This is a genomic window from Streptomyces sp. NPDC051662, from assembly GCF_040681655.1.
In the GTDB taxonomy this organism is placed as follows: Bacteria; Actinomycetota; Actinomycetes; order Streptomycetales; family Streptomycetaceae; genus Streptomyces.
On record NZ_JBFAZD010000013.1, the window covers coordinates 24,006 to 50,852 of the forward strand.

The 26,847-nt window shown below is 68.8% G+C and carries 19 protein-coding genes and 1 pseudogene; 12 read left to right on the forward strand and 8 right to left on the reverse strand.

Annotated features, from left to right (window positions below):
• Positions 1-449: 449 nt before the first annotated feature.
• A complete protein-coding gene (locus tag AB0M67_RS22285) occupies positions 450-1,739 on the reverse strand; it encodes an FAD-dependent monooxygenase (RefSeq protein WP_365747921.1) in 1,290 nt (429 codons plus the stop codon).
• A 322-nt stretch (positions 1,740-2,061) separates the two neighbouring features.
• Between AB0M67_RS22285 and AB0M67_RS22290 the strand changes: the two genes are divergently transcribed.
• From AB0M67_RS22290 to AB0M67_RS22305, 4 genes and pseudogenes are all read left to right on the forward strand, one after another.
• Positions 2,062-2,691, forward strand: coding sequence for a PadR family transcriptional regulator (locus AB0M67_RS22290; protein ID WP_365747923.1), 630 nt, complete (start codon positions 2,062-2,064; stop codon positions 2,689-2,691).
• A 239-nt stretch (positions 2,692-2,930) separates the two neighbouring features.
• Positions 2,931-3,481: pseudogene (locus tag AB0M67_RS22295) on the forward strand (Clp protease N-terminal domain-containing protein).
• 106 nt (positions 3,482-3,587) lie between these two features.
• Entirely contained in the window at positions 3,588-4,571 is a 984-nt protein-coding gene (locus tag AB0M67_RS22300) for an EamA family transporter (RefSeq protein WP_365747925.1), read from the forward strand.
• Between the two features lie 183 nt (positions 4,572-4,754).
• Entirely contained in the window at positions 4,755-5,729 is a 975-nt protein-coding gene (locus AB0M67_RS22305; protein ID WP_365747927.1) for an EamA family transporter, read from the forward strand.
• 34 nt (positions 5,730-5,763) lie between these two features.
• Here the strand turns inward: AB0M67_RS22305 and AB0M67_RS22310 are convergent, their stop codons facing one another.
• Positions 5,764-6,459 (reverse strand): pyridoxamine 5'-phosphate oxidase family protein, encoded by a 696-nt coding sequence (locus AB0M67_RS22310; protein ID WP_365747929.1) that lies wholly within the window; start codon positions 6,457-6,459, stop codon positions 5,764-5,766.
• A 35-nt stretch (positions 6,460-6,494) separates the two neighbouring features.
• On the opposite strand from AB0M67_RS22310, the gene AB0M67_RS22315 reads away from it, so the two are divergent.
• Complete coding sequence (locus tag AB0M67_RS22315) at positions 6,495-7,826, forward strand: aminotransferase class I/II-fold pyridoxal phosphate-dependent enzyme (RefSeq protein WP_365747931.1); 1,332 nt, start codon at positions 6,495-6,497, stop codon at positions 7,824-7,826.
• Between the two features lie 59 nt (positions 7,827-7,885).
• Here AB0M67_RS22315 and AB0M67_RS22320 read toward each other — a convergent pair whose 3' ends face one another.
• A complete protein-coding gene (locus AB0M67_RS22320; protein WP_365747932.1) occupies positions 7,886-8,938 on the reverse strand; it encodes a DMT family transporter in 1,053 nt (350 codons plus the stop codon).
• Between the two features lie 73 nt (positions 8,939-9,011).
• On the opposite strand from AB0M67_RS22320, the gene AB0M67_RS22325 reads away from it, so the two are divergent.
• The gene (locus AB0M67_RS22325) at positions 9,012-9,929 is read left to right on the forward strand and encodes a LysR family transcriptional regulator (RefSeq protein WP_365747934.1); all 918 of its coding nucleotides are present in this window, start codon (positions 9,012-9,014) and stop codon (positions 9,927-9,929) included.
• Positions 9,930-10,181: 252 nt separating this feature from the next.
• On the opposite strand, the gene AB0M67_RS22330 is transcribed toward AB0M67_RS22325, so the two are convergent.
• From AB0M67_RS22330 to AB0M67_RS22345, 4 genes are all read right to left on the reverse strand, one after another.
• Positions 10,182-10,676: a Rieske (2Fe-2S) protein gene (locus AB0M67_RS22330; RefSeq protein WP_365747936.1), complete on the reverse strand. Its 495-nt coding sequence runs from the start codon at positions 10,674-10,676 to the stop codon at positions 10,182-10,184.
• Between the two features lie 83 nt (positions 10,677-10,759).
• Entirely contained in the window at positions 10,760-12,910 is a 2,151-nt protein-coding gene (locus tag AB0M67_RS22335) for a prolyl oligopeptidase family serine peptidase (RefSeq protein WP_365747938.1), read from the reverse strand.
• 238 nt (positions 12,911-13,148) lie between these two features.
• A complete protein-coding gene (locus tag AB0M67_RS22340) occupies positions 13,149-13,484 on the reverse strand; it encodes a YnfA family protein (RefSeq protein WP_365747940.1) in 336 nt (111 codons plus the stop codon).
• 1 nt (position 13,485) lies between these two features.
• Positions 13,486-13,971, reverse strand: a complete 486-nt coding sequence (locus AB0M67_RS22345; RefSeq protein ID WP_365747941.1) for a MerR family transcriptional regulator — start codon at positions 13,969-13,971, stop codon at positions 13,486-13,488.
• 225 nt (positions 13,972-14,196) lie between these two features.
• On the opposite strand from AB0M67_RS22345, the gene AB0M67_RS22350 reads away from it, so the two are divergent.
• The gene (locus tag AB0M67_RS22350) at positions 14,197-14,322 is read left to right on the forward strand and encodes a hypothetical protein (RefSeq protein WP_365748264.1); all 126 of its coding nucleotides are present in this window, start codon (positions 14,197-14,199) and stop codon (positions 14,320-14,322) included.
• 536 nt (positions 14,323-14,858) lie between these two features.
• On the opposite strand, the gene AB0M67_RS22355 is transcribed toward AB0M67_RS22350, so the two are convergent.
• Complete coding sequence (locus AB0M67_RS22355) at positions 14,859-15,269, reverse strand: MmpS family transport accessory protein (RefSeq protein WP_365747943.1); 411 nt, start codon at positions 15,267-15,269, stop codon at positions 14,859-14,861.
• A gap of 1,474 nt (positions 15,270-16,743) precedes the next feature.
• Between AB0M67_RS22355 and AB0M67_RS22360 the strand changes: the two genes are divergently transcribed.
• The 5 genes from AB0M67_RS22360 (at position 16,744) to AB0M67_RS22380 (ending at position 26,714) form a co-directional block, all read left to right on the forward strand.
• Positions 16,744-24,474, forward strand: a complete 7,731-nt coding sequence (locus AB0M67_RS22360) for a DNRLRE domain-containing protein (protein ID WP_365748250.1) — start codon at positions 16,744-16,746, stop codon at positions 24,472-24,474.
• A 142-nt stretch (positions 24,475-24,616) separates the two neighbouring features.
• Positions 24,617-25,054 carry a hypothetical protein gene (locus tag AB0M67_RS22365; protein WP_365747945.1) on the forward strand — a complete coding sequence of 146 codons (438 nt, stop codon included), beginning with the start codon at positions 24,617-24,619 and terminating at the stop codon, positions 25,052-25,054.
• A gap of 160 nt (positions 25,055-25,214) precedes the next feature.
• Entirely contained in the window at positions 25,215-25,337 is a 123-nt protein-coding gene (locus AB0M67_RS22370) for a hypothetical protein (RefSeq protein ID WP_365747947.1), read from the forward strand.
• Positions 25,338-25,464: 127 nt separating this feature from the next.
• Complete coding sequence (locus AB0M67_RS22375) at positions 25,465-26,334, forward strand: HipA family kinase (protein ID WP_365747949.1); 870 nt, start codon at positions 25,465-25,467, stop codon at positions 26,332-26,334.
• On the forward strand, positions 26,331-26,714 hold the full coding sequence (locus AB0M67_RS22380) for a DUF3037 domain-containing protein (RefSeq protein WP_365747951.1): 384 nt from the start codon (positions 26,331-26,333) through the stop codon (positions 26,712-26,714). Before AB0M67_RS22375 ends, AB0M67_RS22380 begins: the two co-directional genes overlap by 4 nt.
• The last annotated feature ends 133 nt before the right edge of the window (positions 26,715-26,847 follow it).

Sequence of the window (26,847 nt, forward strand, 5' to 3'; positions counted from 1 at the left end):
TTGTCCGGCGTGAGGACGAACGAGGGGTCTGGGAAACGACAGCCCGGAGAGGAAGCTCGCGTGACTGGTGATGTCCACGGCGATCACGCTAGCCGCGGGCCGGAATCCACGCTTCTCGATTCCTGATCGGTTCTGTTCCCGCGCCGGGGAGATCCTGCTCGCCACCCTGGAAACCCGGACATGTCCGGACCGATGCCGTCGGCGAGCACATCGCCAGCAACTCCGGCAGCCTCCTGCGAACCCCTCTCCTCCACCGCCGCCGACAGCGCGGCCCGCAGCACCGCCGAAGCCACCCGAACCGGCACCCACACCGTCATCACGACCCTGCGAAGTCGGAAGGTTGGCCTGGCCGCCGGACGGGCGCCCCAACGCGCACCACGCGGCATGAGCGGAGGTCGTCCGGCGGTGTCCTACCGAAGCGTGGTCCCTCTCGACACGTTATGTGACACCTACGGCTTGGCCGACGAGGTGATCGGCGATCTGGCCGGGGCTGCGGAGTCCGGCACCCCCGCGTAGTCGGGCAGCTCGACGCCGTTGATCGCGCGCCCGACCAGCTCGGTGAACCATTCGCCGGCGAAATCGGGGCGCGGCTCGGCGTCCGGCCCGGGGACGTCGCGGCTGCGGGCGTTCAACCGGCCGATCTCCTGGTTGGCCTCGACGAACGAGCGCATCTGCGCCTCGTAGCGGGCGAACCCGGCGTCGGGGTCCCATCCGGCAGCGGCCAGCTCTCCGGCCAGCAGGTAGGCACCGACCAGTGCCACCCCGGTGCCCTGCCCGGACATCGGCGACGAGCTGAACGCCGCGTCCCCGAGCAACCCCACCCGTCCACTCGACCAGCGGTCCATCACCACCTGGGCGACCTGGTCCAGGTAGAAGTCCGGAGTGTCGTCCAGGTGCGCGAGGATGTCCGGGGCCAACCAGCCCAGGCCCGCCATCCGCTCCCGCAGCAGGACCTTCTGGGCCGCGACGTCACGGTGGTCGACGTCGAAGTCAGCCGAGGCGAAGTAGAACATGGCCATCGCCCGGGTGGCGTCCTGGACGGGCCGCAGGAGAGCGGAGCGCCCGGACTCCTGATCCTGGTACTCCAGCAGCCAGCGGTCCAGCCCGAACTCGTTGGGCACACTGCAGAAGGCCAGCACGTGCCCGAGGTGGCGGAGGAACCGCTCATGCGGCCCGAAGACCATCGCTCGCAGCTCCGAGTGCAGCCCGTCTGCCCCGACCACCAAGTCGAAGCGCCGCCGGTTGCCGCCCGCGAAGACCACGTCGACCCCGTCCGCGTCCTGGGCGAGCCCGGCGATTCGGTCGCCGAAGACGTACTCGACGCCGTCGCGGGTGGCGTCGTAGAGCACCTGGGACAGGTCCCCGCGCAGGATCTCGATGTCCGCGATGAACCCGTCGCCACCGTCGTCGTCGGCACGGAAGGTCTCCAGCACCTGCCGGTCCGCGTCCACGGTGTGCGCGCCGGCGGTGTCGGTGCACGCCGCGCGCACCGCCGCGTCCAACCCCATGCGCCCGATGACCTCCTTGGCGACCCCGCGCGCGTCCACCGCCTGCCCGCCGGGACGCAGCTCGGGAGCCCGCTCCACCACGGTCACCTCAGCCCCCCGCCGGCGCAGCCAGTGGGCCAGCGCGGGTCCCGCGATGCTCGCCCCCGCCACCAACACCCTGGGACCGCTCACCCGCGTCCCCTGCCCGCCCGTCCGGATCGCGTGGCCCTGGTCGGAGTCGTCGACGCTCATCACAGCCTCCATCTGCTTCCACCCGCGCTGGAACGTCCCCAGCACAGGCCCACCGCTGTCGGTGTATCCAGCCGTATCGACCACGGATCCGCACAAAACTCATCGGTCACGGCAGACAGTGATGAGAAACGCCAACTCCGGTGAGACTCACATCAACCCAGACTGGTGTAAACCCGGCGAACTGGCCTGTCAGCTAAGCCGCCGCCATCGGGATCGCTTGCCGAGCGACACGTTCCGATATATCGTTGACGCATCGCGACAGATCAACGATGTCGCGAAAGATCAACGAGACAAATCAAATGAGACAGGGAGCGAAAGAGCAATGCGTTCACATGGACATGACCATGGACACGAGCACGGACGCGGACACGGTCCGGGTCCCGGCGCCTGTGGACCCGGCCACCCGGGCAGGGGCGACTTCGAGGCACGGCGCGGGGCTTTCGGCCCGTTCGGACCCGGCTTCGGCGGTCCCTTCGGCGGAGGCGGCCGTGGGCGTGGCGGCGGCAGGGGAAGGGCACGGCGCGGTGATGTGCGCGCGTCGATCCTGGCCCTGCTGAAGGACCGGCCCATGCACGGATACGAGATGATCCAGGAGATCGGCGAGCGCAGTGGCGGGGCCTGGCGCCCCAGCCCCGGCTCGGTGTACCCGACGCTCCAGCTGCTGGAGGACGAGGGCCTGATCACAAGCCGGAGTGAGGGCGGCAAGAAGCTGTTCACGCTTACCGAGACCGGGCGCACGGAGGCCGAATCGGGGCCGGAGGCCCCCTGGGAAGAGGCCGGCCGGGGTATCGACTGGGAAACGATGAACGAGATCCGTCAGGCCGGCTTCGGGCTGATGGAAGCGTTCGGGCAGGTCTGGAAGACCGGTACGCCCGAGCAGCGTCAGAAGGCTCTGGCGGTCATCACCGAATCGCGCAAGAAGCTCTATCTGATCCTCGCCGATGAGGGCTGAGCGCGCTTCGGACCGTAAGGGAGGCCCCGCGGCCATGCCTGTGTGCGAGGCGCCGCGGGGCCGTCTCGTGTCCCTGGCCGCCGCGCGGGGGCAAGGCGGCGCGCCTCCCCCGGGAGAGAAGGGGGGGCGATCTCATTCGTAAGGAGGAGGACCGGTCCGGATGTGCCCACCCTCGGTGGGACGCGAGAATGCTCCCCGCCGGGGATGTTCCGCAAGCCCGGGACTGATGGGGTGAGAGTGTGCAAAACCCATCTCCGCGGGTGCCGGAACAGTCCGCACCGAACCGAGCCGATACCGCGTCCGTACGCGCCGATGTCGAGGCCCGGCTGACCCCGGAGCTGGCATCCGTCGTATCGGGCGCGCGCAGAAGGGCGCACCGCGACGGTGACCACAGATCGACACCGCCCATCTGCTGCACTCACTGCTGGAGACGGACCCCGAGGTACGGGCCGCGTTCGACGGCGGCCCCCAACTGGCCCGGGTACTGGGCTATCTCGTCCAGCGGAGCATCGGCTACGGACTGCGCTGGCAGGGGACCGTGGAGGACTCGGGGGCCGTGCCCGTCGTACGGGAGCCCGAGGTGACGGGCTGGTCGCCCCCGGCCGTCACCGCCATGGCGAGCGCGCTGGAACGCGCCGAGCGGCGTGGTGAGCCAGTGGCCGGCGGGCTCGATCTGCTCGCCGCGCTCGCCGATGACCGGGAGTGCCGCGCGGTCGATGTGCTCGAACGGGCCGGGGTGGACGCGCGGTCGCTGGCCGGAAGGCTGTCCGGTACCTCACGATCGGTCTGATCACGGGTGATTCGGCCCGCCGCGGTGTGCCGTCCCGCCGGGCATCAGCTGTCTCGACAGGTGTCATGGAGATGACGCTCCTGACGCCGGCTGTCATGATGACGCCATGCGGATGTCTCAGGGGAGGAGCGTCGGCCTGGGCCTTGCCCTGGCGTCGGCGTTCGCGTTCGGCGGTTCGGGTGTGGCGGCCAAGCCGCTGATAGAAGCGGGACTCGACCCGCTCCATGTCGTCTGGCTACGGGTCACCGGCGCCGCCCTGGTCATGCTTCCGGTGGCCTGGCGCCATCGGGCGCTGGTACGGCAACGGCCCGCGCTGCTCGCCGGATTCGGCCTGCTGGCCGTGGCGGGCGTACAGGCCTGCTACTTCGCCGCGATCTCCCGTATCCCCGTCGGGGTCGCGCTGCTCATCGAGTATCTGGCCCCCGCGCTCGTCCTCCTCTGGGTCCGGTTCGTCCAGCGGCGGCCCGTGACCCGCGCCGCCGCGGTCGGGGTCGCTCTCGCGGTGGGCGGGCTCGCCTGTGTGGTCGAGGTCTGGGCCGGGCTCGGCTTCGACCCGGTGGGCGTGCTCCTCGCGCTCGCCGCCGCCTGCTGTCAGGTCGGCTATTTCGTCCTCTCCGACCAGGGCGCCGACGGGGAGGACGCGGCCGATCCGCTGGGTGTGATCGCGTACGGACTGCTCGTCGGGGCCGTCGTACTGACGGTGGTCGCCCGGCCATGGGGGATGGACTGGTCGCTGCTCGGCGGGAGCGCCGACATGGGCGGATCGAGTGTGGCCGCGGCCCTGCTGCTCGGCTGGATCGTGCTGATCGCCACCGTGCTCGCCTATGTGACCGGAGTGATCTCCGTACGCCGGCTCTCGCCGCAGGTGGCGGGCGTGGTCGCCTGTCTGGAGGCGGTCGTCGCGACCGTACTGGCCTGGGTGCTGCTGCGCGAACACCTCTCCGCGCCGCAGATCATCGGCGGGGTCGTGGTGCTGATCGGCGCGTTCATCGCCCAGTCGTCGACGCCGAAGGCGCCCTCCGGGCCGATGGCGGGCGGTACCGGGGCGGGCGACCCGGCGCGGTTGTCCGCCGGACGAACCACGACGTAGGGTGCCGATCATGCACGCCACCGTTCTTCCGCCTCCCGCGTCATAACGCGGGCGGCCATCCGCTGACGAAGACCGGGCTCGGACAGGCCCCGGCCGTACAGGCCCCTGCCCCGAGCGGTTCGTCGCTGCCCGCGTGACGGAGCTGAGCGACCACCATCCCGCTTCTTCACACGGAGACGTCACGTGTCCTCTTCTGTTTCCTCCGCTCCTTCCGGCCTGCCCGGGCTTCCCGTCGGACGGAGTCTGTTCTTTCTGATCGTCGCCGGGGTCGCCTGGGGGACCGCCGGGGCCGCCGCCTCGCTGCTCTACCGGGTCAGTGACCTCGGCCCGCTCGCGCTCTCCTTCTGGCGCTGCCTGGGCGGGCTCGTCCTGCTGCTCGGCGCGCTCGCGCTGCGGCGGCGCCGCGAGCCCGTGCCCGCGGAACCGCGCGGGCGGCGGCTGCTCCGGATCCTGGGTACCGGTATCGGTCTCACCGTCTTCCAGAGCGCCTACTTCGCCGCCGTGGAGGCGACCGGGCTGGCGGTCGGCACGGTCGTCACCCTCGGCGCCGGTCCCGTCCTCATCGCGCTCGGCGCCCGCGTCACCATGGGCGAGCGGCTGGGCGGCGGTGGTCTGGTCGCGGTGACGGGCGCGCTCGCCGGGCTCGGGGTGCTGGTGCTCGGCGGTGAGGGCGGCTCCGTACGCCCCGCCGGTGTCGCGCTCGCGATCCTGTCCGCCGCCGGGTACGCGGGGATCACCCTGCTCACCCGGTGGCTGGGGCGCACGGGCGGCGGTGGCGACTCGATGGCCACCACCGCCTGGGCGTTCGCCATCGGCGCGGTCATGCTGCTGCCGATCGCCTGGGGCGAGGGACTGCTGCCGCACACCGCGGAACCGGCCCGGGTGGTCTGGCTGCTGGTGTACGTGGCCGCGGTGCCGACCGCGCTCGCCTATGCCCTCTACTTCGCCGGGGCCGCGGTGGTGCGCGCCGCGACCGTCTCGGTGATCATGCTGCTTGAGCCGGTGAGCGCGGCGGTGATCGCGGTCGTTCTGCTCGGTGAGCGGCTGACCGCGGCGACCCTGCTGGGTACGGTCCTGCTCCTCGCGGCGGTGACCGGTCTCGCGGTGGCCGAGGCGCGCCTCGCGGCGGTACGGCGCCGGGCGGCGGCGGTCGGCTGACGCGAGACCGGCCGTCGCGAGACCGGCCGTCGGCTCAGAGCGCGGAGAGATAGTCCGGCGGTGTGATGGCCGGGTCGAGATCGTCGGACGGGACGGGGGCGCCGTAGCCGCGCGCGAGCGGGACGACCCCCGCCCAGTGCGGCAGCGTCATGTCCTCGGGGTCATCGTTGGGTCCGCCCGTACGGACCTTGGCGGAGACCTCGTCGAGATCGAGGCGGATCACCGCGGTCGCGGCCAGCTCCCGTGCGTTGGCCGGGCGCGAGTCGAGCGAGCGGCCCGGCACGGCGTGGTCGACGATCGCGTCGAGCGCGGTGCGCCGTTCCCCGGCGTCGGTCACCTGGCGGGCGATGCCGTGGACCACGACGGAGCGGTAGTTGATGGAGTGGTGGAACGCGGCACGCGCCAGCACCAGACCGTCGACATGCGTCACGGTCAGGCACACGGCGAGACCGGGATCGGTCTCGCCGTCCGCCCGCTCCGTACCACCGTCGGCCGCCACCATGCGCAGCGGTCGCGAGCCGGTCGAGCCATGGACGTACAGCCGCTCGCCCACCCGGGCGTAGAGCGTCGGCAGGACCACCGGGGCGCCGTCGCGGACAAAACCGAGGTGGCAGACATACGCCTCGTCGAGTATCCCGTGCACCAGCTCGCGGTCATAGGCCGCCCGCTCCCGGGCGCGGGTGGGGACGGTGCGTGGGGTGGGCCGATACGCGGCGGTGCTCTCCGGCATTGCGCTCTCCATTGCACTAGTGCATAATCTTCTTTGTGCTAGGAGATTATCGGATTGTGGGGCGGCGCGCGGCGGAGATTTCCGCCAGCGTGGAGCGAGCGGTGGGTTCCGGAGAGCTGGCCCCCGGCCAACTGCTCCCCCCGATGCGGGAGTTGGCGACGGAGCTCGGGGTCAATCCGAATACGGTCGCCGCCGCCTACCGGAGCCTGCGGGACCGCGGGGTGATCGAGACCGCGGGACGCCGGGGGAGTCGGGTGCGGGCCCGCCCCGCGAGCACCGTGCGTGGCTCGATCCGGGTCGAGGCGCCCCCCGGCGTACGTGATGTGTCGGAGGGCAACCCCGATCCGGCGCTGCTGCCTCCGCTGCACGACGCCCTCGCCGCCGCCGCGCTGCACAACGCGGAACACCCGGGGCTGTATGGACAGGCGCCCGTCGACCCGGAGTTCGCGCGGCTCGCCCGCGCGGGGTTCGACGCCGACGGGGTGCCCGCAGGACCGGTCGCCGTGACCTCCGGATCGCTGGACGCGATCGAACGCGTACTGGCGGCCCATCTGCGACCGGGGGACGCGGTCGCCGTCGAGGATCCGGGCTGGGGCAGTCTGCTGGACCTGGTGCCGGCGCTCGGCCTGCGGCCGGAACCGATGGGCGTCGACGACGAGGGACCGCTTCCCGCCGGTCTGGCCCGGGCGCTGCGGGCCGGTGTCCGCGCGGTCATCATCACCGACCGGGCGCAGAACCCGACGGGCGCCTCGGTGGGGGAGGCCCGCGCCGGGGAACTGCGCGCCCTGCTCGCCGAACATCCCGAGGTGCTGCTCATCGAGGACGACCACGGCCACGGAATGGTCGACCTGCCGCTCCACCCGCTCGCCGGGACCACCCGCGGCTGGGTGCTCGTACGCTCCACCGCGAAGGCGTACGGACCGGATCTGCGGATCGCGGTGCTCACCGGGGACCCCCTGACCGTGGACCGGGTGACGGGGCGTCAGCGGCTGGGTCCCGGCTGGGTCAGCCGGCTTCTCCAGCGGGCCGTCGTGGAGCTGTGGACCTCGGGGGCCGTGGATGTGCCGGCCGTGGCGCGGTCGTACGGCGAGCGGCGCGACGCGCTCGTACGGGCCCTGGCGGAGCGGGGCGTCGAGGCGCGCGGCCGGAGCGGAATGAACGTCTGGGTGCCGGTGGCCGACGAGACCGGGGCGGTGGCACGGCTGCTGCACGCGGGCTGGGCGGTCGCGCCGGGGGCGCGCTTCCGTGTGGCCACGCCGCCGGGCGTGCGGCTGACGGTGTCGGAGCTGACCGGAGACGACATCGGGCCGGTCGCCGACGCGGTGGCCTCGGCGGCCGGCCCGGCGCCCGCGCGCAGTTACGGCTGAGGTGCCGGGCTACGGGCGAGGCGCCGGAGTGTGGCTGAGGGGACTTCGGACTTACTCGTCTAGGGCTGTACGGCTGAGGCGCCGGAGTGTGGCTGAGGTTCCGGCCGCTTCCTGGCCCTGGTCTGGGTGAGCGCCGCCCCGGCCAGCACGATCAGGGCGCCGACAGGGGTGTTCCAGCTCAGCTCTTCGCCGAGCAGTGTGACACCGGCCGCTGTGGCGATGACCGGGATGAAGTACGTGACCATCTGCCCCGTCGTCGGGCCGACTTCGGCGACCACGCCGTACTGGAGCAGGATCGCCAGACCGGTGCCCAGCGCGCCGAGCACGATCACGGCGAGCAGCGGACCCGCCGGGAACGCGTCCGGCATGGTGGTGAACAGCGGTGTCACGACGGCGAGTTGCAGCGTGGCGAGGAAGAGCTGCGCTCCGGTCAGGGAGAGATGGGAGCCGCTGTTGCCCGCCAGGGTGCGGCGTACGTATATCCAGCCGATCGGATAGCTGAGCGAGGCGAGCAGCGCCATCGCCGTACCCGTCACATCCAGTCCGGAGAAGCCCTGCCAGGCGCCCAGCACGGTCAGCACACCGAGGAAGCCGAGGCCGAGCCCGGCGACCCGGCGCCGGGTGGGCCGGTCCTCGGAGAGCGCGACCAGCGACAGGGCCATGCCCCAGAGCGGCGAGGTGGCGTTGCAGATGCCCGCGAGGGTCGAGGGGATGGTCAGCTCGGAGTACGCGAACAGCGAGAACGGCAGCGCGTTGAGGAAGAAGGCCGCGACGGCGAGATGCCCCCAGGTGCGGAGCCCGCGCGGCAGGCGGTCCCGCTTCACCGCCATCGCCACGGCCAGCACCGCCGTACCGAAGAAGAGCCGGCCGAAGGTGACCTGGAAGGGGGCGAAGCCATGGGTGCCCACCTTGATGAGCAGAAAGCTGAAGCCCCAGATGAGCGCGAGCACCGCGAACCGTACCCGCCAGTCCACGGCCGGGCGGGTACGGGCGCCCGCTCGCGCCGGATCGACGGCGGCGGGCGCGGGCGTAACGGCAGGGTCCGCCGCCGTAACGGCGGGGGACGGGGAGGCGGAGTCCGGCCCGGGACGGGGCGGGGTGGCGGTGCTCATACGGACAGCCTGACGTGGACCATCTCGTAGAACAAGCGAGATTATGTCCACCATTCTGATTAGAATTGCTTACATGTTGAATCTGGAGCGCCTGCGCACGCTGGATGCCCTGGCCCGCCATGGCTCGGTGAGCGGCGCCGCCGAGGGGCTGCATGTCACCACCTCCGCCGTCTCCCAGCAGATGGCCAAACTGGAGCGGGAGGTGGGCCAGCGGCTGCTGGCCAGGAACGGGCGCGGCGTACGGCTCACGGACGCGGGACGTCTGCTCGCCGACCACGCCGCGCGGATCCTCTCCCAGGTCGAGGTCGCGCAGTCCGACATCGAGGCGCAGCGCGGCCGGGTGGTCGGGGAGGTACGGATCTCGGCCTTCCCCACGGCCGCCCGCGGGCTCTTCCCGTCGGCGATCCGCGCGCTGCGCGAAGGCCATCCGGAGCTACGGGTCCTGTCGCGCGAGCTGGAACCCGAGGCCGGAATCCGCGGGGTCGTCAGGGGCGATCTCGATCTCGCCGTGGTGCTCGACTGGAGCAACAAACGGCTGCCGGTGCCCGGCGGGCTGGCGACGGCGCATCTGCTCGACGATGTCCCCGATGTGGCCATGCCCGCGGACCATCCGCTCGCGGACCGGTCGGAAGTGGATCTGGAGGAGTTCGCCGACGACCCGTGGGTCTCCTGGCCGGAGGGCGAATTCTGCTACGAGTGGCTGATGTTCACGCTGCGCTCGAAGGGGTTCGAACCGCGGATCGCGCATCTCGCGGGGGAGCACCACACACAGCTCGCGTTGATCGCGGAGGGACTCGGGGTCTGTGTCGCGCCGAGGCTGGGGCGCGGCGCCGTGCCTGAGGGCGTGGCGGTCGTGCCCGTACGGCAGCGGATGCGTCGGCACATCTACGCCGTATGGCGGGCGGACGCGGATCGCCGCCCGTCGATCCGGGCAGCCGTCGAGGCGCTGGGAGAAGCGGCCGGGGCCGCGAACCTGCTCGTCGGCGGCTGACGGAGGACGAAGCGGCTGCCCCAGGGCGATATCCCGGGCGGAACCGAGGCGGAGTGGGGCGGCCGGAGGCTTCACCTTCTGCCGACGAAAAGTGAAGCCGCCGGCCGCCGGTCAGGGGTGCCATGCCGATTGCCGGTCATCAGTGTGGGGACGTCGGACCTACTCGTTCAGGCCACGCGGGACGACGTGACGCGACGGGTCGGCGAGCGCGGTCGGGTCCCCAGGTCGGGCGAGCGTGGTCGAGTGCCCGGGTCAGGCGAGTGTGATCGAGTCCCCGGCGACCTTGATCGGCGTCGCGGGCAGCGGCTGCGTCGCGGGTCCGGCCTTCACACTGCCGTCCGCCACACTGAACTGGCTGCCGTGACAGGGACAGTGGATGGTCCCGTCGGAGATGTCCTTCACGGCGCAGCCCTGGTGCGTGCACTTGGCGGAGAACGCCTTGAACTCGCCCGCCGTGGGCTGGGTGACCACGACCCCCTGATCGGCGAAGACCTTCCCGCCGCCCTCCGGGATCTCGGTGGTCTTCGCGAGGACAGCGGTCAGGCCCCCACCACCGCCGCCCGCGCCGTCGTCGGGCGTCGCGGGGTTCGAGGCAGCGGAGTCCGCCGGAGTGTCGGAGCCGGTGGACTCCGTCGGAGTGTCCGAGCCGCCGCACGCGGCCAGCGCCGCCGCCAGCCCCGTCGCGCCCGCCGCCGCGACCACGGTCCGGCGTGCGACGACCCGTGCGGTCCCCTGCGTTCCCGTCATTCCGAGCTCCGTTCCCTGATGGGCCCTGCTGCGCCGGCCGGTCGGCCGTTCAGCCATAGGTACGGCTATACCCGTCGCGATGTTCAGCTACCGAGGGACTTTGTGAGGAAGCCGAGTTCGTGGCGCAAAAGTGCGTCCGCCTGCCCCACACGGGTGACGAGATGGCCCGCCCCCGGCAGCGGCAGTACGGTGTGCGGCCGGCCCGCGGCGAGCAGCGCGGCGGAGAGCCGCAGCGTATGGGCGGGGAACACATTGTCGTCGGCGAGCCCGTGGACGAGCATCAGCGGCCGGGTCAGCCGGTCCGCGTACGGGATCAGCGAACAACGGTCGTAGTTCTCCGGCTGGATGTCCGGATGACCGAGGTGGCGCTCCTCCCAGTACGTGTCGTACAGCCGCCGGTCGGATACCGCGGCTCCCGCGACCGCCGCGTGGAACACATCGGGACGGTGCAGCACGGCCGCCGCCGCCAGATAGCCGCTGAACGACCAGCCCCGGATCCCTACCCGCCCCAGGTCCAGCGCGTCGTACCGGTCGGCCGCCGCGTGCAAGGCGTCGACCTGGTCCGTCAGTACGGGCGTCAGCCGGTCCCCGAGGATGGCCCGCTGCCACTCCACGCCGCGTCCCGGGGTGCCGCGCCCGTCCGTGGCCAGTACGGCGAACCCGTGCTCCGCGAACCACTGGCACACGGCGGTGTACCAGCCGCCGCCCTTCGTCACGACCCGCATGCCCGGGCCCGCGTACGGGCTGAGCAGTACCGGCAGCTTCCCCGCGTCCGGTGTGTACCACGACGGCAGATGCAGACGGCTGCGCAACTCCCGCTTCCCGAGGGCGAGATGGACCGGCCTGGGGGTGACCAGCGGCTGTTCGGCGAGGACCGCGATCCGGCCCGACGGGGCTCCGCCGCGTACCACCGTGACCGTGTGTCCGTCCGGGGTCCTGCTGTCGAGTACGACGGTGTCGCCGCCCGCCGACGCGGTGTGCACCCCCGGCTCGTCCGTCAGCCTCACGAACCCGGTGTCCGGGGCGTACGACCACACATGGGTCTCCGTCGGCTCCTCGCTCGCGGTGAACAGGACCCGCTCGCCCACCGCGCCGAGCACGGCGTCGACCTGGAGCCCTTCCGGCGCGAGCGCGTCACCGATCCGCAGGGAGCGGGCGTCGCCGCGCGGGCACGGCAGGACCGCCGTCCCCGACGCGGTGTGCAGCGGGGCGCCCGGCAGCCACTCCACCCAGTGCTCGTCGGTCTGCCGGAACAGCCGCTCGACCTCGCCACTGGCCGGGTCGACGCGCAGGACCCAGAGCGTGCGCTGGTCCCGGGTCTGGAGGCCGACCACCGGGCCGCCGCTCTCCCAACCGGCGCTGACGACATACTCGAAGGCAGGGTCCCGCCAGACACCCGCCGGAGCCTCGTCCTCGGGGGCGCGCTCAGGCAGCCGTACGAGGGTGTGCCGGCCGTCGAGTGTGACCACACTCAGCGAGGTCCGCGAGTTGGCGGTGCCCGCCGCCGGATACGGCACCGAGCGCGGCGCCCGCGCCGGATCGGACGGATCGCCGATGTACCGGCGCCGCACCATCGAGGTGTCGACCCGGGCCACCAGCAGGGCGTCCCCGTCAGGCGACCACCAGTAGCCGCGCGTCCTGCCGATGGACTCGGCGGCGGTGTGATCGGCCAATCCATAGGCCACATCGGGGCCTTCGGGCTCGGCGAGCGGCCGGTCGCCCGTGCCGTCGGTCCCTACGACGCGCAGCGCGCCGCCGCTGACATAGGCGACGCGGGTGCCGTCGGGCGAGGGGCGCGGATCGACGACCGGGCCCTCGGTGCGGATACACCGGGGGGCGCCGCCGTCCGTCCGTACGACCCAGAGGGCACCGCCCAGCGCGTACGCCACGACGCGCGCCTCGCGGTCGGTGGCGTATCCCACCACCCCTACGGAGGTCTCGCGGGCCCGTTCGCGTCGTATCCGTTCCGCGTCGGAGACGTGCTCGTCGTCGGCGGGGGCGGCGGGGGCGGCGGGGCCCGAGGGCGCGGCGGGGTCGGCGGGGGCCGAGGGGTCGGCCAGAATCCGCTCCTCGCCGCGCTCGTACAGCCACAGCGGGCTGCGCGGATCGACCCCGGACAGGGACCGTACGAACAGCACGCGCTCGCCGTCCGGTGACACGGTGAACTGCCGGGGGACACCCAGCGAGAAGCGGCGGGTACGGGCGAACTGCAGCGGAAAGCCGGTGGTCTCCATGGGTCTCCAGGTCTCTTTCGCAGGGCATGTCGAAGCGACGCCGGGCGGGCGCTGACAGAGTGACCCGCTGTGCCACGCCCTCGCGTGGGGGCGGCTCGCTTCACCTTCGGGCATCGTCGAGGCCGACGGCCTCGGTAGGTACGTCATGAAGTTGTACACCCGGGCGTGGAACGGCCGCGACCACGAGGGCGGCGCTGTCGGCTGTCGGCCGCCGCGCCATGGCTCCGTGTGTGTGGGGTCAGTGGCCTCGGGGGGCGTACATGATCACAGCCATCCCGACGAGGCAGACCAGGGCGCCGATGATGTCGAAGCGGTCGGGGCGGTAGCCGTCGGCGACCACGCCCCAGGCGATGGATCCGGCGACGAAGATGCCGCCGTACGCGGCCAGGATGCGTCCGAAGTTGTCGTCGCTCTGGAATGTGGCCACCACGCCGTACAGCCCCAGGGCGATCACGCCGGCGCCGATCCAGATCCAGCCCTTGTGTTCGCGGATCCCCTGCCAGACCAGCCAGGCGCCTCCGATCTCGAACAGCGCGGCGACGGCGAACAGGGCGATGGAGCGGGCGACAAGCACGTCAGGGATCTCTCTGGTGGGGAGGCGTTGTGGGGATGGGGGAGAGTGTCACATCGACCGGGGTGGAGGTGGACCGTCGCGGCCGGGCGAGGAAGCCGCACCGCGGATCGCAGGGCTCGGCCCGGTCGGGCAGTGCGTCCAGGTGGTCGAGCGCGGAGTTCAGGGATGTGGTGAACGCGGTCAGTTCCGCGACGCGTCGTTCGGCCTCCTCCAGGCGTGCGGCGATACGGGGCCTCAGTTCGGCCTTCACCTCGCGGCAGGCGCCGCCTTCCCACAGGGCGAGCAGCTCACGGATCTCGTCCAGGGGCAGGCCGAGGTGTTTGGCGGCGCCGATGAACGCGAGTCGCTCCACGGCGTCCTCGCCGTAGACGCGGTAACCGGCCGGGGTCCGGTCGGCGGGCAGGAGACCGGCGCTCTCGTAATAGCGCAGGGTGGTGGCCGGGACGCCGCAGCGTGCGGCGAGCTGGGAGATCCGCATCGCGCTCATATCCGCGACGGTAAACCCTCGACTCGGGTCGAAGGTCAAGGTGGGTCGGCGGTCGGGGCCACCGCCGGGATGCACAGGGCCCGCCGAAGCGACCCCCGGCGGGCTCCGACAGGCTCTGATGGGCCTCTGACGGCAGCTGACGGGCGCTGATGGGCGCTGCTGACGGGCTTCTGACGGGCGAGAATGACCGAGCGGCGCGCCATGCCCCCGAAGTAGCCTGGCGCAATGCTCACCGAAGTCACCGCGACCCGCTATGTCACGCCCTTGGGTGAGGGTGGTTCGCTGCCGGGGATCGTCGAGGCCGACGATCTCGGTACGTACGTCATGAAGTTGTCCAGAGAGCGGGCCTGACCTGCGGTAATACCGGCAATCGGGCCTCTGATCTGCAAGGACGCTTCTTTCTGTGTCTTTCAGGCTCGTGCCGACTTACGTAGTTGATTCTCCCCAAACGCTCCCCAGCGGCGTCCATACTCCCCAGCCGTGTGACCTGTAGGGCAGGCTTTCGAAATGCCTGCGGTGGGTTACTCGGGGTGGTTCAACGTAGGTGGGCGAGACAACGCAGCGAGCGTGCGTGCCAGGCGTCGCGGGCCAGGCGGGACTTTCGCAGCACGCCCTGGCCCGATGAACGCGGCGGGGACCGGCGGAGCCGCAGGAAGCACCTGGCACACCTGTCGACTGGTCCTCGATGAGTCAGTCGTGGGAGCCGTATCCGTTCAACGTCTGGATACCCAGATGGTCGGGCCTACCTCGGGCGTTCTCATCTCGGTGCTCGATCGGCCATCAGCCGGACCGGGTGCCGCCGTGGCCGACCGGGTGCGGGCTTGCGGAGTGCCGCCGAGCTGCGCGTACGGATCGTCCCCTTGCGATGGCTGTCGCAGTGCGCGAAGTCAGCGGCTCTCGCCTTGGTCCGGGGCGGCGGGCAGGGCGGCGGGCAGGGCGCCGGTGCAGGTGGCGCGGCCGTACTTGCCGTAGGCGGTGGCGCGTTGGACGTGTTGGCCTCGGATGGCGAGGGTACAGCCGGCCTCGCCGCCCTGGGCGTCGAGGATGATGTTGACGGCCGGGTCCTCGCCAAGTGGCACCTGGACGGTCTTCTTCCAGGGCAGTTGGACTCCGGATTCGGTTGTCGCGTTGCCCGATTCGCCGCGGGCCAGATAGGAGATCTCGACTGTGCCCTGGCCCTGCACTTCGTACGTCACCTCGGCGGTGGGGACGGCGCGGGGCTTCGGCTCATCCTCGGTGTTGAGGATGCCGTAGCCGATGAGCCCGGCGCAGACGAGCAGCAGGACGGCCACGATCACGAGGACTCCGCGATCCGTCTCTCTGGAAGCTGTCCGAGTCTCGGTGGCCTCGGGGCCTTCGGTCGTTTCCGAGGTTTGTGTCGTTGACATGAGCCCGCCTTTCGTTCGGTTCGCATTCGCGGCGCGAATGTCCGGTGAGAACCCGGCGGTTATACACCATCAGAATTCATTCGGTCGAACGACCGGACATTGCGGGCGAATTAGTGCGTGAAATCGCAGCCGGATGTCCGGAATGCCTTTCCGGTTGACGGGCGTCGCCGCAACTGACTAAGAATCACGCCGTCACGGTCGGCCCTTGGTTGGGCAGGGGGAGGTGCGTCTCGACGCGCCTGTGACCGGCGGTTTTGTCGTGGTTTTGCATCGCCTCCTTCCGATTGTGGTGCAGGTTCGACCGGTACAGCCCCGCCTCGCGGCCGGCTGTTCGGCGTGCCTGCTTTCTTGTGCGCGACAACGCGCTCTGAAATCGAAAGGCATTGGCGTGAAAGTTCGGTACGGGAGATATATCTCCTGTCTGGTTGTTTCGGCGGTGGCGAGTACGCTGCTGCCGCAGGTCGCTTATGCGGCCCCCGCTTCGTCGTCCAAGGACGATGACAAGGGCGTCGTGGACACCGTCGCGGGCTGGTTCTCGGACGACGACGAGGGCGAGAGCGACGACAAGCCGCCGGTGGGCGGCGCGTTGGAGATACCGAGCCGGGAGAAGCTGCCGAAGGGAAAGAAGCTCCCGAAGGCCGAGCGGGTCGGGGAGCTGACCGACCGGCGCACCGCGCAGGCCCGGTTCTGGGAGATGTCGGACGGGCGGGTGGAGGCCGAGCTGTCGGCCGTGCCGCTTTCGTACAAGGCCGGGAAGTCCTGGAAGCAGATCGACACCACGGTCCGCGCCACCAAGACCAAGGGTTTCGACTTCGCCAACACCGCCAACTCGGGTCGGACTTGGTTCGGTTCGGATCCGAAGAGACTGCTGCGTTTCGAGGCGCCGGACGGCCGTTCGGTCAGCCTGGGGCTTGAGGGCGCCAAGGAACTCCACCCGACAGTCAAGGGTGACACGGTCACGTACGAGGACGCGATCCCCGGTGCCGATCTTGAGTACGTCGTGGGCCGCGGGCAGGTCAAGGAGAACATCGTCCTTGACGCGGCCCCGACCGGACCTGTGTCGTACACCTTCACCCTGGATACCGACGGACTGACACCGAAGGCCCGCGAGGACGGTTCGGTCGCGCTGTTCGGTGAGTTGCCGAACACTCCGGTTCTGGTGATTCCGGCGCCGTACATGACGGATGCCAAGAAGGACGCGCTGTCGCCCACCGGTGGTACGTACTCCACCGCCGTCACTCAGAAGCTCGGCCGGGACGGCAAGGGCTGGAAGCTCACGGTCACCCCGGATGCCAAGTGGCTGGCGGCGAAGGAGCGGCAGTACCCGGTGGTGATCGACCCGACGATCACCATCGCGCCCGACGCGGCGGCCTCGCAGGACACCATGGTCCTGTCGGACCAGGCGGGGGTGAACTTCAACAACACCTGGAAGCTGTCGGCCGGCAAGACCGACACGGGCACCTCGCGCTCGCTGGTCAAGTTCCCGCTGACGGAGATCCCTTCGGGCGTGACGGTCGACGCCGCGCGCCTGGGCGTGTACTTCGACCAGTCGCACACCACCAATGCCAACGATGTCACCATCGGCGCCTACCGGGCGACCGGCGCGTGGGACGAGTCGACGGCGACGTGGACCAACACCAGTGCGCTGGTGGGCGAGTTGTCGGGCACCACGGTGCAGCTCGACGACGGCGACGCGGGCACGGCCGCGGTCGGGGAGTGGCCCAGGGGCACCACGACCGGTGGCGCGGCGACCAACGACGACTTCGCGTACAACAAGAACGCCGCCACCGGTGAGACGTACACCTGGCAGCCGAAGGTGGCCGAGGCCGCGAGCTATCGGGTGGATGTGCACTACCCGGCCGCGTCCGACGCGGCGACCGCTGCCCCGTACACCGTGACCTACAACGGTGGCACGAAGAACTACACGGTCAACCAGACCGGCACCGCGGGTACGTGGAAGACCCTGGACGCCACGCAGTACGACTTCGCCAAGGGCAACACGGGCAAGATCGTGCTCGGGGACACCGGTTCGTCCACGACGCGGACGCTCGCCGACTCGATCCGTCTGGTGAACCCGGCCTCGATCGTCAAGAACACCGGCGAGTACAACCAGTGGCACAACTTCCCGGTCACCGACACCGTCCAGAAGTGGGTCTCGGGCACCGCCGCCAACCACGGCTTCATTCTCAAGGGGACGGACGAGTCGGCGACCGCGCCGACCGGCGGTCCGCGCTACGAGGCGGGCGACGGCAGCACGTACGGCGGCGAGACCTCGACGATCCCACGGCTCACCGTGACGTACGGCAAGGTCGGCACCACGCTGAACTCGCCTACCGTGGTGCACTCCACGGGACCGGAGCTGTCCTGGGCGAAGTACTCCAACACCACCGGTGACGCCTCCCTCGACATCGCCGAGTACCAGCTGCACCGCTCCACGCAGCAGGTCTTCACGCCGTCCGCCGCGACCCTCATCGCGCCGATCGGCTCGACGGCGACGACATACACGGACACCACCGCCGTGCCGACCCCGGACTCCAGCTCGGCGGAGATCGGCAAGTCGTACTTCTACCAGCTGGCGGTCAAGACCAAGGACGGCCAGCTCCTCGGCTCGCCGACCAGGGTGGTCGGCATCCCGAAGGCCGGCCGCACGATGAAGATCATCCAGGGCAGTCAGGGAGGTGTCACCGACACCACGCTGTCCTCACAGCAACCGACCACCAACCAGGACACCATCCAGTCCTTCGGCGTGGGCCAGAAGTGGCTGAGTGTCGGCAACAACTCCACCACGTACGGCAAGACCCGCGCGGTCCTGAAGTTCCCCACGACCGGCATACCGGCCACCGCCACGGTGCTTGAGAACAAGATGTACATGTGGGGTGCGGAGACCACCACAGGCACCGACGGTGCGATCTACGAACTCCGCGGCCTGAACAAGGACTTCGACGAGGCCACCGCCACCTGGAACAACCAGAACGCGACCACGGCATGGACGACACCGGGCGGCGACATGTCCGCGGCCGTCTCCGACACCGTCGCGCAGGTCGCCGACGTGGGCCGGCACTGGTGGGACGCGACCGGCCTGATGCAGTCGTGGGTGAAGACCCCGACCGGCAACAAGGGCGTGGTGGTCAGGCTCAAGGACGAGACGACCACCGGCCCGCAGGAGCGCACGCTGTTCCTCAACGCCGAGGCCCCCGACGCGCAGTTGCGCCCGTACATGCAGGTCATCTACGTCGACTCCACCACGGAGGACACGTACTACGCGCCGCAGACCCCTGCTCGTATGACGCCGAACTCCACCTACACGGTGGACTTCACGGTCACCAACACCACCAGTGCCGCCTGGGCCGCCGGAGAGCGGGAACTCTCCTACACCTGGAAGCTGCCCGACGGCACGGACTCCACCAACGGCGGCAACCAGCTCAGGACAGCGATCCCGGCGCTCCTGCCGGGCAAGTCCGCCACCATCCAGGCCCAGGTCAAGACGCCGATCAACTCGGACTCGGGCAGCAAGCGGACCGAGTACGTGCTCGGCTGGGACGTCCGCAAGATCTCGGACGGGACCTGGCTGTCGGCCGGGACGGGCGGCATCCCGTCGCTGAAGCAGAACGTGGCGGTCGAGGACCCGACCTCCAACAGCCTGGGCCTGGAGAAGTTCTACTCGTACGCCGGCAAGAACACCGGCGCCGGCTCGACGGTGATGAACAACACCGCGGCGGGCAATGCGGTCTGGTCCTACAACGCCTTCAACAACCCCGGCCGCGGGCTCAACACCTTCGCACGTCTGGCGTACAACTCGCAGGACACCTCCGACACGGTCGCGGGCCACGGCTGGTCGATGCAGGCCGCCGGACCCCTCCGCCTCGGCGCCCCGCTCGACTTCCACCCGAACCCCAGCCCGACGGAGATCCGCCTCCCGGACGGGGACGGCACCACGCACGTCTTCCGCAAGCAGCCCGACGGCACCTGGAAGGCCCCGGCCGGCGTCAACTACCGGCTCACGCCGAAGTTGAACCTGGACTGCACTCCGGCCAAGGATCCGATCCCGGACGCCTGGACGCTCACCCGGTCCGACGGCACGCGTTTCCTGTTCGGCTGCGACGGCTACCTGACGTCGATCGTGGACAAAAACGGCAACACGCAGACGTTCACGTACGAGGAGCGCAAGTCCAACAACAAGCCGACCAAGTTCCTCAAATACATCACCGACCCGGCGGGCCGGCAGTCACTGACGGTCGAGTACTACGGCAAGGGTGACGCGGCCTACGAGTACATCAACGACTCGGGCGCGAAGGTCTCCGGCACCAATCTGAACAACTCGAAGATCTACGACCACGTAAAGTCCATGACGGACATCTCGGGGACGGATATTTCGGGACGGAAGGTCTCCTTCTACTACACGGACAAGGGCCTGCTCGGGCAGATCACTGACGGGTCCGGCTCCAGCCAACCCAAGGATTTCAAGTTCACCTACGACGCCACGCAGGGCAACAAGAACGTCAAGCTGGTCAAGGTCACCGACCCGCGCGGTAACCCCACCAACCTGGCGTACTACGCGCCCCAGGCCGGCGACGACCCGAAGTACCACTGGTGGAGCAAGACGATCACCGACCGCCTGAACGGGACCACGAACTTCAGCTACGCGGTCAACCCCGTCAACTCGAAGTTCGTCGACACTCGTGTCACTGACGCGGAGAACCACACAACGACCCATGTGACCGACGACTTCGGCCGCCCGGTGCAGACGACCAATGCCAAGTCGCAGACTGTGAAGCAGTCCTGGGACACGGACAACAACGTCACGTACCTGGAAGAGGACAACGGCGCCAAGACCGCGTACTGCTACGACCAGAAGACCGGGAATCTGCTCTGGCAACGGGACGCCGAGAAGAACAAGGCGGGAGTGCCCCCGGCGAGCGACTGCGCCCCCGGCACCTATCCGGCCGACTCGGTCAGACTGGAGTACCAGACGAGATCGGACGGCTACGCCGCCGACCTCTGGAAGAAGACGTCGCCCTCGGGCCGCACCTGGCAATTCGGCTATGACGGCTTCGGCAATCTGAAGACGGTCACCGACCCGAAGGGCGTCGCGACCACTACGACAGGCGACTACACCACCACCTACGAGTACGACACCTTCGGCCAGCTGACCAAGGCGACCGACGCCAACGGTAACCCGACGACCAACAGTGACTTCGGCCCGGCCGGATACCCGAGGACCATCACCGACGCGCTGGGCAAGTCGTCGACGTATGTCTACGACGATCGCGGTCAGGTGACCGAGGTGTCCGACGCGCTGGGCAACAAAGCCACGCAGACGTACGACGTGTACGGACGTCTACTGGTCAAGACCGTACCCAAGGACCAGGACGCGGGTGTGCTGATCACGACGCCCGCGCCGGTGTACGACGCCAACGACAACGTCACCAACTCGACGGCACCGAACGGTGCGGTGTCCACAGCGCTGTACGACGCGACCGATCAGATCAAGGAGGCCACCGCTCCGAAGGACACAACCACGTCCGACGAGCGGAAGTCGACCTACGCCTACGACAAGGTCGGCAACCTGCTCAAGACAGTCGAGCCCAAGGGCACCCTCACCAGCGCGGACGCCAACGACTACACGACCACCAGCAACTACGACGAGATCTATCAGCTGACCTCCGTCGTGAACTGGATGGGCGACAAGATCTCGTACACCTACGACAGTGTCGGCAATGTCACCCAGGTGGTGGACCCGAAGAAGAACGCGACCGCCGACCCGGATGACTTCTCCAGCAAATCGGCGTACGACCTGAATCACCGGGTCACGTCCACCACGGACGCGGCAGGGAAGTCGAGTTCGCGCACCTATGACAAGGACTCGCTCGTCGTCGCCACCAAGGACGCCGAGAACAACGAGACTCTGATCAGCTACAACGAGCGAGCCGACCAGACCGAGATCAAGGTTCCCTACTCCGGCACCTCGCCCATCACCTACCGGACCACCAGGTTCGAGTACGACCAGGCCGGCAACAGGACGAAGGTGATCTCGCCCCGAGGCGTGGAGACGGCCAACACCGAGGACTTCACCAGCGAGATCACATACGACCAGCTCAACCGCCCGAAGCGGCAGATCCAGCCGTACGACCCTGCGGACGCCCGCTACAACAAGAAGGTCTGGACGGAGACGTTCTACGACGAGATCGGCCGGGTCTCCAAGACGTCACTGCCGCCGTCGGAGGGCCAGAGCGTCCGCAACGACACCACATACGACTACTACGACAACAACTGGATGAAGTCGACGACGGACCCGTGGTCCATCGCCACCAGTTATGACTACAACCAGGTCGGTCAGCAGACCACACGGACGCTGGCCTCGGCAGGGGGCTCCGCCGACCGGACGATGGCTTGGTCGTACTACCCCGACGGCAAGCTGAAGTCCAAGAGCGACGACGGCGTCCCGGTCGGCAGTGCGGTGGTTCTGGCCGACAACTCCGACAGCCAGAGCACCGCGTCGACGGGCACGTGGACGCGGAGCGACATCACAGGACAGCAGGGCTACGACCACAGCACGCACGCGGCGGGCGCGGGCACCGACGCGTTCAACTGGACGCTGAATGTTCCGAAGGACGGCACGTACACGGCGTACGCGAAGTTCCCGAAGGTTACCGGCGCGGCGACCGCCGCGAAGTACACCGTCACCCATGGCGGTGTCCCGACCGACATGACCGTCGACCAGAACGCCGCTACCGGGACCTGGGTCAGCCTCGGTTCTTACGCGTTCAAGCAGGGCAACGCCGACAAGATCACCCTGACTCAGAACAGCGCGGGCGTCGTTGTCGCGGACGGGATCAAGCTCGTCCGCGATACCTCCGGTGAAACCGACACGGAGAAGCGGTCGTTCGCCTACGCCTATGACGCGAACGCCAACCTCGTCTCGATCGACGACACCTCGTCGGGAGCGAAGGTCGACGCCTACACGATGACTTACACCGGGCTGAACCGGGTCCGGAGCGTCACGGAGGCCCTCGCGGGCCAGGAGAAGAAGGCGACGACGTACGCGTACGACGCCAACGGAAACCCAGAAACGGTCAGTCACCCCGACCAGTTCAGCAAGTACACCTACGACCTGCGTGAGCTGGTCAAGACGGTCTCGGTCGGCACGACGGCCTCCGATACGTCGCCGAAGGTCACGTCGTACACGTACAACGACCGGGCGCTGCGGCTGAGGGAGAACAAGCCGAACAACAACACCGTCGACCACACCTATTACCTTGACGGTGCTCTCAAGACGCTGACCGAGAAGAAGCAGGACGGCACGCTGGTCAACGAGCACGCCTACGCCTATGACGCGAATGGCAACACCGCGCAGGATGTGGCGAAGAAGATGAACGCCGACAACCACTCGGCGTACCTCTCCTCGACCACGGACTTCACCTACGACCCGGTCCGGCGACTGGTGAAGTCGGTGAAGACCGGCAACGGCGCGGGGACCGAGACCTTTGTCCACGACGACAATGCGAATGTCGTGAGCCAGACGGTCAAGGGCACCACCAGCGCGTACACGTACGACCGCAACCGACTGCTCTCCTCAGTGACGTCGGGCACGAAGTTCACGTACAACTACGACCCGTTCGGCCGGCAGGAATCCGTCACCGGTGGCGGCCAGGTCATCGAGCGCAGTGTGTACGACGGCTTCGACCATGTCGTCGAGTCGCAGAAGATGGACGACACGGGCGCGCTGAAGTCCACGAAGTACGTCTTTGATCCGCTCGACCGCACCACGTCCAAGACCGCGGACGGCAAGACGACCGATTTCACCTACCTCGGGCTCTCCAACGAGGTGATGAGCGAGGAGGTCGCGGGCAAGCTGACCAAGTCGTACCAGTACAGCCCGTGGGGCGAGCGTCTGTCCCAGGTCAAGCACAACAGTGACGGGACGAGCGAGGACGGCTTCTACGGCTACAACGGCCACACCGATGTGGAGACCCTGACCAGCAAGGACGGTGACGCCAAGGCCACGTACGGCTACACCGCTTACGGGAAGGACGACGAGTCCGAGTTCACCGGTATCGACAAGCCCGACGCGGGTAACCCGGCCAAAGAGGCATACAACCCCTACCGCTTCAGCTCGAAGCGCTGGGACGCCTCTTCCGGCACGTACGACATGGGCTTCCGCGACTACAACCCCGGCCTGAACCGCTTCACCACGCGGGACATGTACAACGGCGCCCTCGCCGACATGGGTCTCGGCACCGACCCCCTCACCGGGAACCGGTACTCCTTCAGCGGCGGCAACCCGACCAGTTTCATCGAGATGGACGGGCATGCTCCGTGCGTCGACGGGATCAAGCCCGTCTGCGGAGTCGCGGCAGCTGGCGGAACGGCCTGTTTCTTCGTCTGCGCCGCGAATCCGAATCCCGGCATGACGAAGCCGCGCGCTTCCATGCCGCAGGTCGACAGCGCGGAACTCAAGAAGACCATCGAAGAGCTGTACCTCCGCCCGGCGGAAAAGGGTGGCACGGGTGATGGACGGACCGCGACGGCTCTGATTCACGAGTTCAACTCCGGCGCCCCGGCAAAGGCGGGCTCCAAGAAGTGGCATGTGGAGAAGGCGTCCAACAAGATCGCCGGTATCACCAACCTCCTGGAACTCGACCGCAAGGCCAGGGTCGCGATGGAGGCCGGCAAGAAGTACTCGCCGAACGACCTGCTCTCCGAGAACGACGTCAAGGTCGCCAGGAAAGAAGCGGGTGATCTCTGGAACGCGCTCAACTCCAATGACATCGGAGGTGGGATCACCAAGATGGTCAATGCGGATCCTGATCTCAAGGAGACGTTGACCAAGAACCGGCAGTCCGTAGTGGACGCACAGTCGCTGAGCGACATGACCGGACAGGAATTCAAGCCCATTGGTCGCGATCCCCGGCCGAAGCCGCATGGAAGTCCGACCAGACTGCGCGGCTTCTACAGGACGTTCGGTGTTGCTGGAACGGCGGCATCCGTCGGCTCTGTACCCAGCTATGTTCGCGAATACGGTGTGGCAGAAGGAGGCTGGGAATGGTTCAAGGACGCAATTGATCCATGGGGATTCCACGAGCTGACGGAGCCGCAGTCTGTTCCGATGGCATAGGATGAACCCCTCTGACCAGGGGGATCTGCCATCTCGCGGTTGAGTGTGGGGCTCTCGCGTGGTGCAAGCCGCGCGGGAGCCCCTGCCCTCTTGAGGGCATCCAACAATCTCAGTCACTTCGTTCTCATCGAGAGGTACAGAAATGCCGGAATTGGGCAGGCGAGAGATTCCAGGTCTGCTGCTCCGAGTGGTTCCGGAGTCTCGGCGCGTCATTGAGACCGCGGCCGGGGTGCCTGCGGACCAGGCCGTGTCAGGCGGAATGGAATGGTTTGACCTCTATGACTTTCTTTCGGATGTCTTCCGCGGTCTGTTGCGGCCGGCGCTCTTGGAGAAGGAACGTGACGACGATCTCGTGGCGAGGAGTTTCGATTTCGTCGAGACAGTCCTGCGGAGCTCCAACGAATCCGTGAGCGGCGCGGGATATTTCCAGTTCGTGGAGCCACTGTTCGGCGGCGAGGACCTTCTGGTGGCGGCGATCCCGGTCATGAGGGAAGAGACCCTGCGGCTCACCTTGAGCGAACTGGATACGGAGCGGCTGTCCTCCGGGGCCCGTGCGGCCCTAGTTGACTACTTGACTTAGCTTGTCCTGCCTTCCAGCCTGCGCTGGCTGAAGCCGGCATCATCCCCCCCCCCGAGCTGAGGGAGCGAAACCCTGGCAATGGGCGGCGGCTCCGAAGGATGGCTTCCACGTGCCGCGGCATACCTGTGCCTCGATCATGCTGGAGGCGGGGGAGTCTGTCGTGACCTTGGCACGGTGGCCGGGGCATTCCTCGCTCACGGTCACCCTCGGTTACTATGCTTACTTCATGCTGGAGGCCGGAAGCAAGGGGCGCACCGCGATCGACGGACTGATGCGGAAGTAGGGGAAACGGCATGCCAGCCGAAACTCCCCAGCTTCTCCCCAGGGTCGTCGGGGGAGGATTCCCACCGCTACCCGTCCCGGATGGTATCCGTGGGTTCCAAGGTTGATGAGATGGGTGGCCTGGGAAAATGCTGAGTGAGGTCATCGCGACCCGCTATGTCACGCCCTTGCGTGAGGGCGGCTCGCTACCGGGGATCGTCGAGGCCGACGATCTCGGTACGTACGTCATGAAATTCACCGGCGCGGGACAGGGCCGCAAGACCCTGGTCGCCGAGGTGATCTGCGGACAGCTGGCCCGCAGGCTGGGGCTGAGAATCCCCGAACTGGTCCGGATACAACTCGATCCCGTGATCGGACTCTCCGAGCCCGACCAGGAGGTACAGGAGTTGCTGAAGGCGAGCGGTGGGCTGAACCTCGGCATGGACTATCTGCCGGGATCGATCGGCTTCGACCCGCTGGCTTACCAGGTGGGACCGGAGGAGGCCGGGCGGATCGTCTGGTTCGACGCGGTCGTCAACAATGTCGACCGGTCCTGGCGCAACCCCAACATGCTCGTCTGGCACGGCGACGTGTGGCTCATCGACCACGGCGCGACGATGATCTGGCACCACAACTGGCCCGGTGCGCGGGCTTCCGCGGCGAAGCCGTACAACGCCTCCGACCATGTACTCGCCTCCTTCGGTCCCGACATCGCGTCGGCCGCGGCCGAGCTGGCGCCGCTGGTCACCGAGGAGTTGCTGAGGGAGATCGCCGCCGACGTACCGGACGAGTGGCTGGTCGACGAGCCCGGCTTCGACTCCACCGACGCGCTGCGGCTCGCGTATGTGGAGCCGCTGCTCGCGCGGGCCGGCACGATCCATGAGCGCATCACCCTCGACGCGCCCGCCACGAACGGCCCCTCGCGGGCGCCCGGTTGGCTGGCCGACCGGCTGACGCCCGGAGCGCGGACCACGCGGCGGACGGCTGACGGACAGAGCACCGAGGACGGCGGCCGGTGACCACCAAGGACGTCTACGAGTACGCGCTGCTGCGGGTCGTGCCGCGGGTCGAGCGCGGCGAGTGTTTCAACGCCGGGGTACTGGTCTACTGCCGTGCCCGGTCGTACGTTTCGGCCAGGACGCATCTGGACGAGGCCAAGCTGAGGATCCTCGACCCGGACGCGGATGTCATGGGGGTACGGGCGGCGCTGCGCGCGGTCGAGAGCGTCTGCCGTGGCGGCGACGCGGCCGGGCAGGCCGCGGAGGACGACGCGGGGCGGCGGTTCCGGTGGCTCATCGCGCCGCGCTCGACCGTCGTACAGCCCGGTCCCGTACACACCGGACTGACGGCCGACCCGGGGGCGGAGACCGAGCGGCTGCTCGATCTGCTGGTGCGCTGACGAACGGCTCGCGATGTCGATGTGGCGTGGCGAGGCGACGTGGATAGGGCGACGCGGGCCGGGTGATGCCGGTGGTGTGACGCCGGCTCCGGATCCCGCCATCGGCGCCGTCGGCCGTTGACACCGCGTGCCG

Bases quoted from the DNA above. Each gene is read 5' to 3' on its own strand.
- AB0M67_RS22285 (WP_365747921.1), bottom strand. From the start codon at position 1,739: ATGAGCGTCGACGACTCCGACCAGGGCCACGCGATCCGGACGGGCGGG.
- AB0M67_RS22290 (WP_365747923.1), top strand. From the start codon at position 2,062: ATGCGTTCACATGGACATGACCATGGACACGAGCACGGACGCGGACAC.
- AB0M67_RS22300 (WP_365747925.1), top strand. From the start codon at position 3,588: ATGCGGATGTCTCAGGGGAGGAGCGTCGGCCTGGGCCTTGCCCTGGCG.
- AB0M67_RS22310 (WP_365747929.1), bottom strand. From the start codon at position 6,459: ATGCCGGAGAGCACCGCCGCGTATCGGCCCACCCCACGCACCGTCCCC.
- AB0M67_RS22320 (WP_365747932.1), bottom strand. From the start codon at position 8,938: ATGAGCACCGCCACCCCGCCCCGTCCCGGGCCGGACTCCGCCTCCCCG.
- AB0M67_RS22325 (WP_365747934.1), top strand. From the start codon at position 9,012: ATGTTGAATCTGGAGCGCCTGCGCACGCTGGATGCCCTGGCCCGCCAT.
- AB0M67_RS22330 (WP_365747936.1), bottom strand. From the start codon at position 10,676: ATGACGGGAACGCAGGGGACCGCACGGGTCGTCGCACGCCGGACCGTG.
- AB0M67_RS22335 (WP_365747938.1), bottom strand. From the start codon at position 12,910: ATGGAGACCACCGGCTTTCCGCTGCAGTTCGCCCGTACCCGCCGCTTC.
- AB0M67_RS22345 (WP_365747941.1), bottom strand. From the start codon at position 13,971: ATGAGCGCGATGCGGATCTCCCAGCTCGCCGCACGCTGCGGCGTCCCG.
- AB0M67_RS22350 (WP_365748264.1), top strand. From the start codon at position 14,197: ATGCTCACCGAAGTCACCGCGACCCGCTATGTCACGCCCTTGGGTGAG.
- AB0M67_RS22360 (WP_365748250.1), top strand. From the start codon at position 16,744: ATGGTCCTGTCGGACCAGGCGGGGGTGAACTTCAACAACACCTGGAAG.
- AB0M67_RS22365 (WP_365747945.1), top strand. From the start codon at position 24,617: ATGCCGGAATTGGGCAGGCGAGAGATTCCAGGTCTGCTGCTCCGAGTG.
- AB0M67_RS22375 (WP_365747949.1), top strand. From the start codon at position 25,465: ATGCTGAGTGAGGTCATCGCGACCCGCTATGTCACGCCCTTGCGTGAG.